At 57.2% G+C, this 18,172-nt stretch carries 12 protein-coding genes and 1 tRNA gene; 1 reads left to right on the top strand and 12 read right to left on the bottom strand.

What is annotated here, in order from left to right:
• Positions 1-3: 3 nt before the first annotated feature.
• Positions 4-3,168, bottom strand: a complete 3,165-nt coding sequence (locus ACOOHD_RS01400; RefSeq protein WP_420459776.1) for a VPS10 domain-containing protein — start codon at positions 3,166-3,168, stop codon at positions 4-6.
• Positions 3,169-3,240: 72 nt separating this feature from the next.
• Complete coding sequence (locus ACOOHD_RS01395) at positions 3,241-4,041, bottom strand: energy transducer TonB (protein WP_420459775.1); 801 nt, start codon at positions 4,039-4,041, stop codon at positions 3,241-3,243.
• Positions 4,042-4,157: 116 nt separating this feature from the next.
• Here ACOOHD_RS01395 and ACOOHD_RS01390 point away from each other — a divergent pair, with 116 nt between their 5' ends.
• Positions 4,158-4,787, top strand: a complete 630-nt coding sequence (locus ACOOHD_RS01390) for a Uma2 family endonuclease (RefSeq protein ID WP_420459774.1) — start codon at positions 4,158-4,160, stop codon at positions 4,785-4,787.
• Between the two features lie 104 nt (positions 4,788-4,891).
• On the opposite strand, the gene rpoC is transcribed toward ACOOHD_RS01390, so the two are convergent.
• From rpoC to tuf, 10 genes are all read right to left on the bottom strand, one after another.
• Positions 4,892-9,247 (bottom strand): DNA-directed RNA polymerase subunit beta', encoded by a 4,356-nt coding sequence (rpoC, locus tag ACOOHD_RS01385; protein WP_420459773.1) that lies wholly within the window; start codon positions 9,245-9,247, stop codon positions 4,892-4,894.
• Positions 9,248-9,377: 130 nt separating this feature from the next.
• Positions 9,378-13,202: a DNA-directed RNA polymerase subunit beta gene (gene rpoB / locus ACOOHD_RS01380; RefSeq protein WP_420459772.1), complete on the bottom strand. Its 3,825-nt coding sequence runs from the start codon at positions 13,200-13,202 to the stop codon at positions 9,378-9,380.
• A 292-nt stretch (positions 13,203-13,494) separates the two neighbouring features.
• Entirely contained in the window at positions 13,495-13,881 is a 387-nt protein-coding gene (gene rplL, locus ACOOHD_RS01375; protein ID WP_420459771.1) for a 50S ribosomal protein L7/L12, read from the bottom strand.
• Between the two features lie 75 nt (positions 13,882-13,956).
• Entirely contained in the window at positions 13,957-14,490 is a 534-nt protein-coding gene (rplJ, locus tag ACOOHD_RS01370; protein WP_420459770.1) for a 50S ribosomal protein L10, read from the bottom strand.
• 18 nt (positions 14,491-14,508) lie between these two features.
• Positions 14,509-15,201, bottom strand: coding sequence for a 50S ribosomal protein L1 (rplA, locus tag ACOOHD_RS01365; protein ID WP_420459769.1), 693 nt, complete (start codon positions 15,199-15,201; stop codon positions 14,509-14,511).
• Between the two features lie 108 nt (positions 15,202-15,309).
• Positions 15,310-15,753 carry a 50S ribosomal protein L11 gene (gene rplK / locus ACOOHD_RS01360; RefSeq protein ID WP_420459768.1) on the bottom strand — a complete coding sequence of 148 codons (444 nt, stop codon included), beginning with the start codon at positions 15,751-15,753 and terminating at the stop codon, positions 15,310-15,312.
• 70 nt (positions 15,754-15,823) lie between these two features.
• Positions 15,824-16,369, bottom strand: coding sequence for a transcription termination/antitermination protein NusG (gene nusG / locus ACOOHD_RS01355; RefSeq protein ID WP_420459767.1), 546 nt, complete (start codon positions 16,367-16,369; stop codon positions 15,824-15,826).
• Positions 16,370-16,383: 14 nt separating this feature from the next.
• A complete protein-coding gene (gene secE / locus ACOOHD_RS01350; protein WP_420459766.1) occupies positions 16,384-16,578 on the bottom strand; it encodes a preprotein translocase subunit SecE in 195 nt (64 codons plus the stop codon).
• A 26-nt stretch (positions 16,579-16,604) separates the two neighbouring features.
• A tRNA-Trp gene (locus tag ACOOHD_RS01345) sits at positions 16,605-16,677 on the bottom strand.
• Between the two features lie 182 nt (positions 16,678-16,859).
• Positions 16,860-18,056 carry an elongation factor Tu gene (tuf, locus tag ACOOHD_RS01340; protein ID WP_420459765.1) on the bottom strand — a complete coding sequence of 399 codons (1,197 nt, stop codon included), beginning with the start codon at positions 18,054-18,056 and terminating at the stop codon, positions 16,860-16,862.
• Positions 18,057-18,172: the final 116 nt, after the last annotated feature.

Here is an 18,172-nt window from a genome sequence, read left to right as displayed (position 1 = left end):
TTTTTACCGTTTCACTCGATACTCCCGCGCACTCCACAGCGCACCGATACCGGCTGCATACAAGCGTTCGTTCAGGGCGGGGACGCGAGTGCGCAGCAACTCGTCAATCACCACCTTCCGCTCCTTCCACTCTTCATTGAGCTCCGTAAGCCGCTCGCGCGTGGGGGCGTTCACGCGGGGCAGACTAGCCTCCGCGTGATTAATTACGAAAAGGTAGTTGGCCGTGAATTTATTTTCAAAGTTCTCCACGTCATCATAAGCCTGCGATTTACGCTGTACCATCTCCTGGTCCCAGGCGTCCAGGTCCTCTAGCAGTTCCTTTGCTTCATTCTTCAGTTCGGTATGCTCGCCTGCGTCGAGTCGCTCGATCAGTGCCGTAAGCTGCTCGTGCACCTGGCGGCTATCATTGACCAGGGTGTGCATTTCGTTGAGCTTACCGGCTGCTTCCTGCATGAAACTATCGTAGGCAGCATACTCAGCCGGCGTGACATCGTACAGGGGGTTAGGCACAATCCGTACCTGCGTGGTATCTACTCGCTCCCCGACCCGTAGGGTAGCTACGTATGTACCCGGTACGACCCGGTGGCCCCGGAAGCTGCCCTCGATGTAGGCGGTCGGTGCCGCGGTCAACGTCGAGTACCGCAGGTCCCAGACCTGGCGATTGAGTCCTGTCTCGGTAGGTAGCTCGACTGGTTTTGGTGGCCCCCCCGGAAACTGCTCCACGGATTCAGGCTTGCTGCTGAGGGTACGGATGACATTGCCATTCTGGTCTTCAATGATCAGAGTGACCTCGGTAGAATCGGCCGCCTCCGGTAGGTAGTAGTAGAATACGACGCCAGAAGCGGGATTGACGCCCTCCTGCGTATCCGTCCCATCGGAGTCGTTTCCATCCAGACTACTGGAGCTATTACTGATGGTGACCTCAGCGGGCCGGTATAGGGTCAGCGTACTGGGTTGATCTTTGTACTGCCGCAACAGCTCCAGGTCATCCAGTACCCAGAAGGCCCGTCCGGAAGTAGCCACGATCAGGTCGTCGTGGGCGATCATTAGGTCGGTGATCGGGGTGATCGGTAGATTGAGGTTGAGCTTCTGCCACTCTTTCCCGTCATTATAGGATACGTATACCCCGACTTCCGTACCGGCAAAGAGCAGTCCGGGGCGTTCGGTATCCTCGCGTACTACGCGGGTGTAGGCACCGTAGGGAAGATTGCCGGTAATGTCCGTCCAGCTAGCTCCGTAATCCTCCGTTTTCAGCAATCGGGGGGTATGGTCGTTAAACTTATAGCGGGTGGTGGCGACGTAGGCGGTGCCGGCTGTATGGGGGGATACGTCGATCGCGTTGACCAGGCACTCTTCCAATCCCTTTGGCGTCACGTTCGTCCAGGTTTCTCCCCCATCACGCGTGAGCTGCACGTAGCCGTCATCGGTTCCGACCCAGATTACGCCGGCCTCGTGGGGCGAATCGGTCACGTAGCTGATCGTGCCGTAGTTCTCGGCACCGACGGCCTCGACGGTGTACGGTCCCCCGCCCTTGATCTGCTTGTTCTTCTGGTTGCGGGTGAGGTCAGGGGAAGCCTCCTCCCAGGTCTGGCCGCGGTCGCGGGTGCGCAGTAGGTGCTGGCTGGCGTGGTAATAGGTATCCGGCTCGTGGCGGGACCAAATGATGGGTGCATTCCAGTTGAAGCGGTACTTCATATCGCTGGCCGCCCGGCCGAGATACTGGATGGGGGCGGCCATGATGTTGGTGCTGGCTCTGGATACATTATCAAGAATTTCAATGGTGCCTAGATAGCTTCCCCCTAGCACGTAGCGTGGATCGTCGGGGTCGAAGGCCAGAAAGGCACTCTCGCCCCCGGCCGAGGCTGTCCAGTCGGAGACCGAAATACCGCCACTCCCGAGCGACCGGCTGACGATGGAGACCGAGGTGTTGTCCTGCTGCCCCGCGTAGATGCGGTAGGGGTACTGGTTATCGACGTTGATACGGTAGAACTGCCCGGTGGGCATGTTATCCTGGGTTGACCAGGTGTCGCCGTAGTTGAAGCTGATGGCCGCCCCGCCGTCGTTGGCGATGCAGAGGTTGCGCGGGTTGGCGGGGTTGATCCACAGGTCGTGGTAGTCACCGTGGGAGCCGTCGAGGGTCTCCCAGGTCTTGCCGCCGTCGATGGACCGGAGAGGGGAGGCGCTGAGTACGTACACCACGTTTTCGTCCGTGGGGTCGGCGAAAACTTCGAGGTAGTACCAGGCACGCTGCACGAGCCGGTGGTCCTTACTTACGCGCGACCAGCTTGCACCTGCGTCCCCGCTTACAAACAGACCGCCCTTCTCCCGTTGGGAGTCGCTTTCTACCAGCGCGTACACCTTGTTCGGATTGGACTGGCTGACGCTGATGGCTAGTTTGCCCTTTTCCTCCGGTAGGCCTTCGGTCAGCTCGGTCCAGGTCCTGCCGGCGTCCGTAGATTTATAGAGTCCTGAGCCGGAACCACCACTCACCACTTGCCAGGGCAGGCGCTGGTGGTGCCACATGGCGGCGTAAAGTACCTGTGGATTGGTCAAGTCCATAGAGAGCTCGGAGGCCCCCGTGAGATCGTTGACGTACAGGGTGCGCTCCCAGGTCTGGCCGCCGTCGGTGCTGCGGTAGACACCGCGTTCTTCGTTGGGTCCGTAGAGCTGGCCCTGGGCGGCTACGTACACCACATCCGGGTCATCGGGGTGGATGACGATGCGCGAGATATGCTGCGTCTCCTTCAGTCCGAGATGGGTCCAGGTCTTTCCGCCGTCGGTCGATTTGTACACTCCGTCGCCGTGGGAGGTCATAACGCCGCGGGGGGCGTGCTCGCCCATGCCGACGTAGACCACTTGGGGGTTACTCTTCGACACGGCCACCGCCCCTACGGAGCCGGTACTGAAGTAGCCATCGGAGATATTTTCCCAGTGCTGTCCGGCATCGGTAGTTTTCCAGACGCCGCCGCCGGTGGTACCCATGTAGTAGGTGAGCGGATCGCCTACTACTCCCGTTGCCGTTACGGAGCGGCCGCCGCGGAAGGGGCCGATGTTGCGGTACTTAAGGGGGGCGAAGTAGGTAGCCAGTTGGGAGCTATCGGCGTTTTTCTGCGCCGTGACCGGGGCCGTTAAGGCAACACAAAAGAGGGTAAGGATGAGGTAGCGCATAGCGTCCGGCTTCGGTTTGTCACACAAAGTAGCTCAGGCGTCGCGAACTTGGGGGCGGGGCCGCAGCTGCGGTCATTCAACGCGAAAGTTAATGGGCAGCTCCAGGTAGGTCCGCACAGCTTGTCCGTACTGTCGGCCTGGTTCAAAGTCATTGAGGTACCTATCGATGACGCGGTAAGCTTCCTCGTCGAGGGCTTGGTCAGCTGACTGTACTAGACGAAGTTCCTCTACCCTACCATCCTCCCCGATGACGAGCGAATGAATCACCGTACCGCCCACACGCTGATTACGCGCACTGGCTGGGTAGCGTATGTTTTGGTACACCCGCTCCAGGATACACCGCTGCATCCCCAGGGAAGAGGTATCCTCACAGCCGCGTAGCATCGGCATCGTATGGGGGTGGCGGTACACCTCCGGTGGACCCTCAAGCGTAGTCACTTCACCGGCTTGTCGATCGAGCCACTTGCCGTTCAGCTCGATGGTGAATCCGGTAGTGTCGTAGCGGTCTACGCTTTGGCAAAGCGGCCGGACTACGGTGATACCGTCACGTACGTCAACTACCCCGTAGCCGGTGGATGTTTTGACCCGGGCGTAAGGCTCGTCTAGGAAGAGTACTTCCTGAAAGAGCAATAGGCGGGCGGAGTCACCGGGATAAAACAGCCCCTGTTGCTCATTTCGCTCCACATACCACGCCCGTTCACCGTATTGGTAATGCGCTCTGTCGAAGGTGAGTGTACGTCCTTTACCATCATCATAGACGTACTGCTTATTTCGTTTGTCGTAGGTTACCGCTTCGGCAGGACTGTTCTGAGCTAGTAAAGCGAGGGGAAAGAGATAGCAGAAACTGATGGCTACTACTGAGAGGTAAGGCATAAAACCGCATTAAGGCCTGAATATAGTTGATGCTGGCTTTTAGATGCTAAGTGTACCGGAACTATCTTGGTAGCGATCGGTATCCAGGATTACACGAAAGCCCGTAAATTAGCCCTATGACCGCTATACCTATCTCCACCTATGAGGCCCCGCCTACCCCGCCGGTGGCGCACGAGCGGCACCCCTTTCGGTACTCTCTGGAACGGTACCACGCTGCTATCGAAGCCGGTATTTTTACGGAGAACGATGCTATTGAGCTGATCTTTGGAGAAATAATTGAGAAATTGCCCATTGGAATAAGGCACCGTGACTGTGTCGACCTTATTACTGAACTCTTCGTACTCAAGTTTGCTGGTAGATATCGATGTAGTGCACAGAATCCCATTACAGTACTCGGCACCTCAGAGCCGGAACCGGATTTTGTCATATTTGACAAGACATCTTACCAGCAACATTCAGGGCAACCTAGTAGTAAAGATATTCGGCTACTTGTCGAGGTTTCTGACGCTACGCTTGATTACGATCGTGCAGTAAAACTAAAGATGTATGCGCTAGCCGGAATCCGGGAATACTGGATCATCAACCTTAAACAGGATCAGGTGGAGGTGCATCTTTCCCCAGTTACTGCGTCAGGGGACTATAATAGTATTCAGCGCCACCCCCGAGGCGCTACCTTCGAAAGCCCCTTATGTGGTTCGATGTCGGTAGACGAGTTACTACCTCCTCCAAAGGAAGAAACCGAGTAAAACTGAAAACGCCCCGCCGGAGTAGTTCCGACGGGGCGTTGCTATTTCTGGCAGCATGACGGCTAACCGCCGAAGGCAGCAGCGTAGCTAACCCGTCGCTACAGCTACTCCGCAGCCTCCTCGCTAGCCAGTTCGGCCTCCTCGGCGGCACGGGCGGCAGCTTCCTCCTCGGCAAAAGCAGCCTGACGGGCCTCCCAGGCCTGTTGCTGCTCCTTGGTGGTGACGAACAGGCGGTCGTACTTGCGCATACCGGTACCGGCGGGGATTCGCTTGCCGACGATAACGTTCTCCTTGAGACCCTCCAGGTAGTCGCGCTTGGCGGCAATGGCGGCGGTAGAAAGCACCTTCGTAGTCTCCTGGAACGAGGCGGCACTGATCCAGCTCGGCGTACCGAGGCTCGACTTCGTGATACCCTGTAGCAGCGGGAAGCTGGTAGCAGCCTGGGCGTCGCGGTAAGCTACGCTCTTCAGGTCGTTACGCTTCAGGTAGCTGTTCTCCTCGCGCACCTGGCGCATGGTCACGATCTGTCCCTCCTTGAGCTTCTCACTCTCACCGGCATCGGTGATGACCTTCTTGTCGAAGATCCAGTCGTTCTGCTCGAAGAACTCGTAGCGCTCGGCGGCCTCGCCCTCTAGGAAGGTAGTGTCACCGGAATCCACAATCTGCACGCGGCGCATCATCTGCCGTACAATGGCCTCGATGTGCTTGTTGTTGATCGTGATACCCTGCGAGCGGTACACCTCCTGTACACCGTTGACCAGGTGAGTCTGTACGGCGAAGGGGCCCTTGATGTCGAGGATATCACGGGGTGCGATGGCTCCATCGGAGAGCGGCATACCGGCGCGCACAAAGTCCTGATCCTGGACCAGGATGTGCTTGCTCAGGTTGATCAGGTACTTGCGCTTCTGCCCGTCCTTGGCCTCCACGATGAGCTCGCGGTTACCCCGCTTGATCTTCTTGGAGAAGGTGACTACGCCATCAATTTCGGAGACTACGGCCGGGTTGCTGGGGTTACGGGCCTCGAAGAGCTCCGTCACCCGGGGTAGACCACCGGTGATATCCGCGATCTTGCCTAGCTTCCGGGGGATCTTAACGATTTTCTCGCCAATGGCCACCTCAGCACCGTCCTCGATGCTGATGTAAGCACCTACGGGTAGGTTGTAGCTACGAAGTTCCTCGCCGTCCTTGCTCAGAATCGAGATGGTCGGGATTTTCTTCCGGTCGCGCGTCTCGATGACCACCTTCTCCTCGAAACCGGTCTGATCATCACGCTCGGTGCGGAAGGTCACGCCCTCGTCGATATCGCTAAAGCGAGCTACCCCCTTGAATTCGGAGATGATCACCGCGTTGTAGGGGTCCCACTCTACGATTACCGTGCCTTTCTTCACGTCCTGACCGTCCTTTACGTGGATAGTACCACCGTAGGGGATGTGCTGCGTAGCGTATACCTTGCCGTTCTCGGGGTCTACGATCTTGATCTCGCCGGAGCGCGACAGGACCACGTCCTGCTGATCGCCCATCTCGTTCTCGGCCGTAACGACGCGTACGCCGTCGAACTGGATCTTACCGTTGAACTTCGACACGAGCTCGCTCTCCTGACGGGTGACCGAGGCGATACCACCTACGTGGAAGGTCCGCAGCGTAAGCTGGGTACCCGGCTCCCCGATGGACTGGGCGGCAATGATACCGACGGCATCCCCCATCTCGGCCTTGCGACCGGTGGCGAGGTTCTTACCGTAGCACTTGGCGCACACGCCACGCTTCACCTCACAGGTGAGTACGGAGCGGATGGTCACCTCCTCAATGCCCTCGTCTTCGATGTACTTGGCCGTGGGGTCGTCGATGTACTCATCGGGTTTTACGATCACCTCGTCGGTGACCGGGTGTACGATCTCGTGCAGGGAGTAGCGACCGGCAATGCGGCTGGCGAGACTCTCCACGACCTTGTCATTTTCCTTCAGGGCACTCGTATCGATACCACGCAGGGTTTCGCAGTCGTCCTCCATGATCACCACGTCCTGGGCTACGTCGACGAGTCGACGCGTCAGGTAACCGGCATCGGCGGTCTTCAGCGCCGTATCGGCCAGACCCTTACGGGCACCGTGGGTAGAGATGAAGTATTCGAGTACCGATAGGCCGTCGACAAAGTTGGACAGGATCGGGTTTTCGATAACCGCCGGGCCGCTGTCGTTTGACTTCTTCGGCTTGGCCATTAGTCCGCGGAGTCCACAGAGCTGCTTGATCTGCTGGGTACTACCCCGGGCACCGGAGTCCAACATCATGTACACGGAGTTGAAGCCCTGCTTATGCGTGGCCAACTCCTGCATCAGGGTGTTGGTGATCTGGTTATCAGCGTACGTCCACTTATCGATGATCTGGTTGTAGCGCTCGTTGTTAGTGATCAGACCCATGTTGAAGTTGTCCATCACCTCGTCCACTTCCGTACGGGCCTGGGTCAGTACATCTTGCTTTACGGAGGGGGTAATCAGGTCACCGAGGTTGAAGGACAGACCGCCCTTGAACGCCCAGGTAAAGCCCATATCTTTGATCTTGTCGAGGAAGGTGGCCGTGGTGGCAAAGTTGGACCGCTCGAGGATATCGGCGATGACTAGCTTCAGGTTCTTCTTCGTCAGCAGTACGTTCACGAATGGCATACCCTGGGGCACGGCGCTGTTGAACATCACCCGACCGGTAGTGGTCTCGGTAAGTTTCATACGGAGCTTACCGTTCTCATCCTCTACGGGAACGCGGCAGTGAATGATGGCATGCAGGTCCAACTGACCCTCATTGTAGGCGATCATCACCTCCTCGGGGCTGTAGAACTTGCGTCCCTCACCCTTCACCTTCATATTACCCTCGCTGCGGCGCTGCTTGGTGATGTAGTACAGTCCGAGTACCATGTCCTGCGAAGGCAGGGTGACGGGCGTACCATTCTGCGGATTGAGCATGTTGTGAGCCGAGAGCATCAGCACCTGGGCCTCCAGGATGGCAGCCTGGCTCAGGGGCACGTGCACAGCCATCTGGTCACCGTCGAAGTCAGCGTTAAAGGCCGAGCAGACGAGCGGGTGCAGCTGAATAGCCTTACCCTCGATCAGCTTCGGCTGGAAGGCCTGGATCGAAAGCCGGTGCAGCGTGGGTGCCCGGTTGAGCAGCACGGGGTGACCGCGCAGGATGTTTTCCAGGATCTCCCAGATCACGGGTTCCTTACGGTCTACCAATTTCTTGGCCGACTTCACCGTCTTCACGATACCGCGCTCGATGAGCTTACGGATGATGAAGGGCTTGAAGAGCTCAGCGGCCATCCCCTTAGGAATACCACACTCGTGTAGCTTCAGCGTAGGCCCTACTACGATCACCGAACGGCCGGAGTAGTCCACCCGCTTACCGAGCAGGTTCTGGCGGAAGCGACCCTGCTTACCCTTCAGGATATCGGAGAGTGATTTCAGCGCCCGGCCCCCCTCGGCCTTGACGGCGTTGGATTTCCGGCTGTTGTCGAACAGGCTGTCCACAGCCTCCTGTAGCATCCGCTTCTCGTTGCGCAGGATGACTTCCGGAGCCTTGATTTCGAGTAGCCGCTTCAGGCGGTTGTTACGGATGATGACCCGGCGGTACAGGTCGTTGAGGTCAGATGAAGCAAATCGGCCACCGTCGAGCGGTACCAGCGGGCGCAGTTCAGGCGGAACGACGGGCAGGTACTGGATAATGGTCCACTCCGGCTTGTTGGTTACGTTGTCCTGGGCATCGCGGAAGGCCTCCACTACGCGCAGGCGCTTTAGGGCCTCGCTTTTACGCTGCTGGCTGGTCTCGGTATTGGCCTGGTGGCGTAGTTGGAAACTGAGCTCATCGAGTTTCAGGCCTTCCAGCAAATCACGGATCGCCTCGGCACCCATTTTGGCGACGAACTTATCGGGGTGACCGTCTTCCAACTGCTGGTTCTCGGGGGGTAGAGTCTCCAGGATGTCCAGGTACTGCTCCTCGGTGATCAGCGTTTTGTGCATGATCTCCTCACTCTCCCGGATACCGGGGTTGATGACTACGTACCGTTCGTAGTAGATGATGCTCTCCAGGTGCTTAGAGCTGAAGCCCAGCAGGTAGGCAATCTTATTGGGCAGCGACTTAAAGAACCAAATATGGACTACGGGAACCACGAGGCGAATGTGACCCATGCGCTCGCGCCGTACCTTCTTCTCGGTCACCTCCACACCACAGCGGTCACAGACGATCCCCTTGTAGCGGATCCGCTTGTACTTACCACAGTAGCATTCGTAGTCCTTGACGGGCCCGAAGATGCGCTCACAGAATAGTCCATCCCGCTCCGGCTTGTAGCTGCGGTAGTTGATGGTCTCGGGCTTCAGTACCTCTCCGTAGCTGCGCTCCAGGATATCGTCCGGGCTTGACAGGCTAATGGTGATCGCATCGAAGTCCTGCTTCTGTAGGTTATTACTCTTCCTAAATGCCATAGTATATTTTATAGAGTGGTTTGGGCGGGGTCGCGGGTGCGGGGAATTGCACCTGCGTCCCCGCCCAAACCAGAATTTTATTGATACCCAGCATCCATCGGTGCTGGGGATGTGGCCGACGACCGTACGCTTAGTCGAACTTCACGTCCAGGGCCAGGCCGCGAAGCTCATGCACCAGTACATTGAACGACTCGGGGATGTTAGGCTCGGGCAGGTTGTCACCTTTAACGATTGCCTCGTAGGCCTTGGCCCGTCCCTGAATGTCGTCCGACTTAATGGTCAGCAGCTCCTGTAGGATGTTGGAGGCACCGAAGGCTTCCAGGGCCCACACCTCCATCTCACCGAAGCGCTGGCCGCCGAACTGGGCCTTACCACCCAGCGGCTGCTGGGTAATGAGGCTGTAGGGGCCAATGGACCGAGCGTGCATCTTGTCATCCACCATGTGGCTGAGCTTGAGCATGTAGATCACACCTACCGTCGCCTGCTGGTGGAAGCGGTCGCCCGTTTCCCCGTCGTAGAGGTAAGCCTGGCCCAGGCTGGGCAGCTTCGCCTTCTGGATGTACTCCTCGATCTCGTCCTGGCTGGCACCGTCGAAGATGGGGGTGGCGAACTTCATGCCGAGCTTCTCGCCGGCCCATCCGAGCACGGTTTCGAAGATCTGTCCCAGGTTCATCCGGCTGGGTACACCGAGGGGGTTGAGGATGATATCGACCGGAGTGCCGTCTTCGAGGAAGGGCATATCCTCATCGCGCACGATGCGGGATACGATTCCCTTGTTACCGTGGCGGCCGGCGAGCTTGTCTCCCACCTTGAGCTTACGCTTCTTGGCCAGGTAGACCTTGGCGAGCTTGAGCACACCGGCGGGCAGTTCGTCACCGACGCTGATGTTGAAGGTCTCGCGCTTATAGCGCCCGACTTCCTCGTTGACCTTGATGCTGAAATTATGCAGCAGACGGGCAATGAGTCCGTTGAGGTCATCGCTGGTAGTCCAGCCGCTGTAGTCAATGGTCGTGTAGTCCACCTCGCGCAGCAGGCTCTGGGTAAACTTCTCGCCCTTCGGCACGACGACCTCACCGTAGATGGTGTTGACGCCCTGGCTGGCCCGGCCGCGGATGAGCTTATCGAGCTTATCGACGAGGAGGGTCTTGAGGTTATTAAGGTTTACCTTATGCTCGTCCTCCAATTTCTGGAGTTCCAACTTTTCGGCGTCCTTTTGCGACTGCTCCTTCTTGGTGCGGCTAAAGAGGTCCTTACCAATCACTACTCCTTTCAGCGAAGGGCTGGCTTTGAGCGAGGCATCCTTCACGTCCCCGGCCTTATCGCCGAAGATGGCGCGAAGGAGTTTCTCCTCCGGGGTAGGATCGCTTTCACCCTTCGGCGTGATCTTACCAATGAGGATGTCGCCTTCCTTAACCCAGGCACCGACGCGGATAATACCGTTTTCGTCGAGGTCTTTAGTGGCCTCTTCGCTGACGTTGGGGATGTCGTTGGTGAGTTCTTCTTCGCCCAGCTTGGTATCCCGTACGTCGAGCTCGAAGTGCTCGATGTGCAGACTGGTGAACACATCCTCACGTACTACGCGCTGGGAGAGCACGATGGCATCCTCAAAATTGTACCCCTTCCAGGGCATGAAGGCCACCTTCAGGTTCTGTCCGAGGGCGAGCTCGCCCTTCTCCGTAGCGTAGCCATCACAGAGGATATCGCCAGCTTTTACCTTCTGTCCGCGACGGACGATCGGCTTTAGGTTGACACAGGTACCCTGGTTAGTCCGCAGGAACTTGGTGAGGTTGTAGGTCTTGGTATCGTCTTCGAAACTCACCTGACGGTCCTCGTCCGTACGCTCGTAGCGGACAATGATCTCGTTGGCATCGACGTACTCGACCGTACCTTCTCCCTCGGCATTGATGAGCATACGGCTATCGCGGGCCACCTTACCCTCCAGACCGGTACCCACGATGGGGCTGGTCGGCTTGAGCAGGGGTACGGCCTGGCGCTGCATGTTCGAGCCCATCAGGGCGCGGTTCGCATCGTCGTTTTCCAGGAAGGGAATCATGGAGGCTGATACCCCAACGATCTGGTTGGGCGCTACGTCCATGAACTCGATCTCGGCCGGCTCCAGCACGGGAAAGTCGCCGTGGTCGCGCGCCTTGACGCGGTCGCCGGTGAAGGCACCCTGTTCGTTAATGGCGGCGTTGGCCTGGGCGATTTTCTTAAAGTCCTCTCCCTCGGCGCTGAGGTAGATGGGGTCACCATCCATGACCACCTGGCTATCGGCGACCGCCCGGTAGGGGGTCTCCAAAAAGCCCATCTTGTTCACCTTGGCGTGAACACAGAGGGTGGAGATAAGGCCGATGTTAGGTCCTTCCGGCGTCTCGATGGTACACAGGCGGCCGTAGTGGCTGTAGTGCACGTCACGCACCTCGAAGCCCGCCCGCTCGCGGCTCAGTCCCCCGGGTCCGAGGGCGGAGATGCGACGTTTGTGGGTGATTTCCGATAGCGGATTGGTCTGGTCCAGGAACTGACTCAGCTGACTGGTACCGAAGAAGGAGTTGATGACGCTCGACAGGGTCCGTGCATTGATCAGGTCGATCGGCGTGAAGACCTCGTTGTCGCGCACGTTCATCCGTTCGCGGATGGTACGGGCCATACGGGCCAGACCGACGCCGAACTGTGCGTAAAGCTGCTCGCCCACAGTGCGTACCCGGCGGTTGCTCAGGTGGTCGATGTCGTCGATCTCGGCGCGCTGGTTCATCAAACCCACCAGGTACTTCACGATGGCGATGATGTCTTCCTTAGTTAGGACCAGGGTCTCATCATCCGTGCCGGCGTTCAGCTTGCGGTTGATCTTATAGCGGCCTACCTCACCGAGGTTATAGCGCTTGTCGCTGAAGAATAGCTTGTCAATGATACCGCGGGCGGTTTCTTCGTCGGGCGGGTCGCTGCCCCGTAGCTGGCGGTAGATATACTGTACCGCCTCGATCTCGCTACTGGAAGGATCCTTCTGTAGGGTGTTGTAGATAATGGAGTAGTCCATCCCGACATCCTCCTTCTGCAGGATGATGTTCTCGATGCCGTCGGCGGCAAGGATGTCCTCGATGTTATCCTCGGTAAGCACGGTGTCGCGCTCCAGGATAATTTCGTTACGCTCCAGGATGACCAGCTCGCCGGTATCCTCATCGACAAAGTCTTCCGTCCAGGCACGCAGTACACGCGCAGCTAGCTTACGGCCAATGGCGGCGGTGAGCGCCTCGCGGGTATTGGCTACCTCGTCGGCCAGGTCGAACAAGTCGAGGATCGACTTATCGCTGTCGTAACCAATGGCCCGTAGTAGGGTGGTGACGGGGAACTTCTTCTTCCGGTCAATGTAGGTGTACATCACCGTATTGATGTCGGTGGCAAATTCCATCCAGGCTCCCTTAAAGGGAATGACCCGGGCGGAGTAGATGGCCGTACCGTTGGGGTGGAAGTTCTGACCGAAGAATACCCCGGGGCTGCGGTGCAGCTGGGAGACGATGACCCGCTCGGCGCCATTCACGACGAAGGTGCCCTTGGGGGTCATGTAGGGGATGTTTCCGAGGAAGACATCCTGTACGATGGTTTTGAAGTCAACGTGCTCCTCGTCGTTACACGACAGCCGGAGTTTGGCCTTCAGGGGCACGCTGTAGGTGAGCCCACGCTGCATACACTCTTCGATGGTATAGCGGGGAGGGTCGACGAAATAATCCAGAAACTCCAGATTGAAGATGTTCCTGGTATCGGAGATGGGGAAGTTTTCCTGAAAAACCCGGTAAAGGCCTTCGAGGGCTCGGTTTTCGGGGGTCGTTTCCAGCTGAAAAAACTCCTGGAACGATTTGAGTTGGATTTCGAGAAGATCGGGGGAATGATCAGTTAGCTTAATCTTACCGAAGCTCACCCGTTGCTCTTCGGCGTTAAGGATCTGGCCGTTTGACGTCATTAGCAGTATTCCTTTAATTTGGCCCGTACGATGTCGTCCGCGGTGACACTATAGCGGGGGGTATGGTAGAGGCTTCGGAGGCAAATCTCCGAAGGTATGGGGCATCGCGAAGTATGTTAACACAAGGTACCCCGTATTAGTTGCACCCCTGGGGGGCTTTCTTATACGCAAATGGCCCAGCCGGACCGTTGTCCGCTAAGCCTATAAAAAGAAGGAAGAAGCGCGGGGAGGGTACCCACCGAAGCAGGAGGATTGCTCCCCGCGCTCATATCCTTTCCAAGGAGGGGCCGAATTACTTCAGCACGACCGTAGCACCGGCCTCCTCGAGGGCGGTCTTGATGCTCTCGCCCTCTGCCTTGTCGACACCGGACTTGAGGGTGGCGGGAGCGCCATCCACGAGTTCCTTAGCGTCCTTGAGGCCGAGGCCGAGCAGGGTTTTGACCTCCTTCACGACTTTGAGCTTGCTGCCACCAGCGGATTCCAGTACAACTTCGAACTCGGTTTGCTCAGCTGCGGCTGCGCCACCGGCGTCGCCACCACCTCCTCCTCCACCACTCACCGCTACTGCGGCGGCCGCGGGCTCGATGCCGTGTTCGTCCTTGAGAATCTGTAGGAGCTCGGTGACGTCCTTGATGGTAAGTCCTACGAGCTGGTCGGCAATTGCTTTTACGTCTGCCATAATATAAAGTATTTAATAGTGATGTACGATAAGAGTATCGCGTATCAGCTTGGAAGCTATAGTTGATGGGTGGAGTTACGCTTCAGTGCGCTCCTCCAGGGTTTTAAGGGCGCCGGCCAGGCGGCTACCCGCGCCGTTGAGTCCGCTGAGCAGATTCTGCATGGGGCTCTGGAGTAGGGTAAGGATGTCGGCAAGTACCTCGTCACGCGACTTCAGCTTGGCCAGCGTATCTAGCTGATTGTCGCCGCTGTAAATAGAAGTGGCGATGTAAGCTGCCTTGAGCACGGGGCGCTCGCCCTGTTCGTCGCGGAACTCTTTGATCGCCTTGGCGGGAGCATTACCGATCTCGGCAAAGAGGATGGCACTGGGTCCCTTTAGGGAATCGAAGAGCGGAGCATAGTTGTTTTCCTCAGGCAGTTGCTCCAGCGCCTTACGGGCCAGGGTGTTCTTTACCACCTGCATGCTCACCCCACGCTTGAAGCAGATGCCGCGTAGCTTGTTGACTTCCGCTACCGTCAGGGTCGAGGCATCGGCGATGTAGAAGTAATCGTTGTTGGCGAACCGCTCCTTGAGGGACTCAATTGCCGTCGCTTTTTCTGTCTTATTCATGATTTCTAGATTGGGCGGTTAGGCAATGGTCTTGGGGTCGATTTTAATGCCGGGGCTCATGGTAGAGGCTACCGTGACCGACTTCATGTAATTCCCCTTGGCGCTACTGGGCTTCATCCGTACCAGGGTGCCGAGCAGTTCATTGGCGTTGTCCTTCAGCTGATCGGGCGTGAATTCTACCCGACCGATGCTACTGTGGACGATACCGAACTTATCGACGCGGAAGGCAATCTTACCGCCCTTGACGTCCGACACCGCCTTACCGACATCCATCGTCACCGTACCGGTCTTGGGGTTAGGCATCAGACCGCGGGGTCCGAGTACGCGACCCAAACGACCCACCTTGGCCATGGTCTGGGGCATAGCGACTACGACATCAAAGTCAGTCCAGCCATCCGTAACCCGCTGGACGAGTTCATCCAGACCGGCGTAATCGGCACCTGCGTCAAGAGCTTCTTGTTCCTTATCGGGGGTTACGAAGGCGAGCACGCGCTTCGTCTTACCGGTGCCGTGGGGAAGAGTGACCGTGCCCCGGAGGGCCTGGTCAGCTTTGCGGGGATCGATCCCCAGACGTACGTGTACGTCGACCGATGCGTTGAACTTAGCGGTATTGACCTCCTTGACGAGGCTCATTGCCTCATCGAGGCTGTACTGCTTAGTGGCATCGACTTTCTCAGTGGCGGCTTTACGCGCCTTACCAAGTTTTGCCATGATAGAATAGTTTGAGGTTAATAGCGCACGGGGTGAAGCGTGCTCCCTGCTTGAAATTGATTAATAAAGTCGGCAGACGAACCGGCGTGGCCGGAATTCGGCTGACGATTAGGCCTCCCAGGGGGGGGTGCCCTCGACGACGATGCCCATGGAGCGGGCCGTGCCGGCTACCATCTTCATGCCACTCTCTACGGTAAAGGCGTTGAGGTCGGGCATCTTGCTCTCGGCAATCGTCCGCACCTGGTCCCAGCTCACTTTAGCCACCTTGTTACGGTTAGGTTCCTTCGAGCCACTCTTCAATTTAGCTGCTTCGAGCAGTTGTACGGCAGCCGGGGGCGTCTTAATGACGAATTCGAAAGATTTATCCTTATATACCGTGATGACTACGGGAAGGATCTTTCCCTGACTGTCCTGAGTCTGCGCGTTGAACCGCTTACAGAATTCCATGATGTTAACCCCTTTGGCACCGAGAGCGGGACCGACGGGAGGGGCAGGATTTGCCGCGCCGCCGCGGACCTGCAATTTGATAAAGGTTTCTACTTCCTTAGCCATGTTGACCTATTTGTGTCGTGCTAGCGGAGCGGCCTATGGGGAGGGCTCCTCCGACGGATAGAAATATATATTAAGATTGCTTTTCGACCTGCATGAAGTTTAGTTCAACTTCCGTACCACGACCGAAGATCTTGACGATCACTTTCAGTTTTTTCTTCTCTTCGTTCACCTCCTGTATGTCACCTACGAACTCATTGAACGGTCCGTCGACGATCTTGACGGTCTCCCCCTCGATGAAGGGCTCGATCATGGTGTCGCCAGCCTCAAGGCTCTCGTCTACCTTACCCAGCAGGCGATTGGCCTCGGACTCCCGCATTGCAACGGGCTCGTTTTTGCCCAGGAAATGAATGACGTTAGGCAAACTTGTGATGGCATCCACTACCTCTGCATTGAGGGCATAGGGGTCGGCCTCGACCAGTATGTATCCGGGAAGAATGTTGCGGTCGGAAATGACCTTCTTCCCACTGCGGATCTTATAGACTTTCTCGGTAGGCACGACGACTTTGGTGACGTAGCTTCCCCAGTCATTGCGCTCGATCTCCTTTTCGATGCGTTCCTTGATTTTTTTCTCCTTGCCGCTGATCACGCGTAGGGAATACCACTTGTTGTCTGCCATACTGTTTACTGTGCTTACCCGCCGGTGCTGTAGATGAAGTCGACGACATTCTTCCACACAAAATCCATCAGGAGGATAAGCAGTGCGAAAATCGCGGAACCCGTCAGGACCAGAACGGTATTCGTCTGTAGGGTGGAGTACGGCGGCCAGGTCACGTTGTGCACCAGCTCGTTGTAGCTCTCCCGTAAGTATAGTCCTAACTTGTCCATGTTGTAAAGTATAAGGTAATGAATTGCACGGGTGGAGAGACTCGAACTCCCAGCCCCTGGTTTTGGAGACCAGTGCTCTGCCAATTGAGCTACACCCGTATAAATTGTAAAGTTGGGTTTTACGCCCCTGGTTTAGCTGCGCTGCTTCCTTCGGAGGTTGGAGACCAGTGCTCTGCCAATTGAGCTACACCCGTATAAATTGTAAATGAGAAAGTTAAGCGCCCGCATTCAGACGCTTAACTTCCCATTTAGTCGATTAAATGCGAACGACCGGAGTCGTCTTACGACAGTATCTCGGTTACCTGACCGGCACCGACGGTACGGCCACCCTCGCGGATAGCGAAGCGCAGGCCTTTTTCCATGGCGATGGTATTGAGAAGTTTTACTTCCAGGGTCACGTTATCGCCGGGCATTACCATCTCCACGTTTTCGGGCAGGGTAATGTCACCGGTTACGTCCGTGGTACGGAAGTAGAACTGCGGACGGTAGCCATTGAAGAAGGGCTTGTGACGGCCTCCTTCCTCTTTGCTCAGTACGTACACCTCACACTTGAAGTGACTGTGGGGCTTTACGCTGCCGGGCTTACAGATGACCATACCGCGCTTGACGGCCTCCTTGTCGATACCGCGAAGCAGTAGGCCGGCGTTGTCACCAGCTTCACCGCGATCGAGCAGCTTGCGGAACATCTCTACGCCAGTGATAGTCGAGGTCAGGGGCTTAGCATCAGCGGCCTGCATACCCAGAATTTCTACGGAGTCACCTACGTTGATGATACCGCGCTCGATACGTCCCGTAGCCACGGTACCACGACCGGTGATCGAGAAGACGTCCTCGACGGGCATCAGGAAGGGTTGATCGACCAGGCGCTCGGGCTCGGGGATGTCCTTATCTACGGCGTCCATCAGCTCCTGAATCTGCTTCTTGCCTTCGGCGTCTCCTTCGAGGGCCTTAAGGGCGGAACCGATGATGATGCTGGCATCATCACCGTCGTAGTCGTACTGGCTCAGGAGCTCCCGTACTTCCATTTCAACGAGCTCGAGCATCTCCTCGTCGTCGACGAGGTCGGCCTTGTTCATGAACACCACAATATTGGGTACACCTACCTGGCGGGCCAGCAGGATGTGCTCGCGGGTCTGGGGCATGGGGCCGTCGGTGGCAGCCACCACGAGGATCGCACCGTCCATCTGAGCGGCACCGGTCACCATGTTCTTTACGTAGTCGGCGTGGCCGGGACAGTCAACGTGTGCGTAGTGGCGGTTGGCCGTCTCGTACTCGACGTGGGCGGTGTTGATGGTAATACCGCGCTCCTTCTCTTCGGGAGCGGAGTCAATGGTATCGTAGTCCATCTTCTTAGCGCCGCCACTCTCCGAAAGTACGGTAGTGATTGCTGCGGTAAGGGTGGTCTTACCATGGTCAACGTGGCCAATGGTACCCACGTTAACGTGGGGTTTGGTTCTTGCAAATTTTTCCTTAGCCATCGGTGGATAACCTATTTTGGAAGTTTAAAAAATGGTGCGAATCAGGGTGCCGACCGCAACTTCGGCCGCCCTAGGTAACCGGCTCCCCCGGAGGAAAGCAGACTACGTATATCCCT

The sequence above is a fragment of the Neolewinella sp. genome (assembly GCF_965214665.1).
Taxonomy (GTDB): Bacteria; Bacteroidota; Bacteroidia; order Chitinophagales; family Saprospiraceae; genus Neolewinella.
Note: the sequence above shows the minus strand (reverse complement) of the source record. Positions and strands in the feature narration are given on the sequence as shown.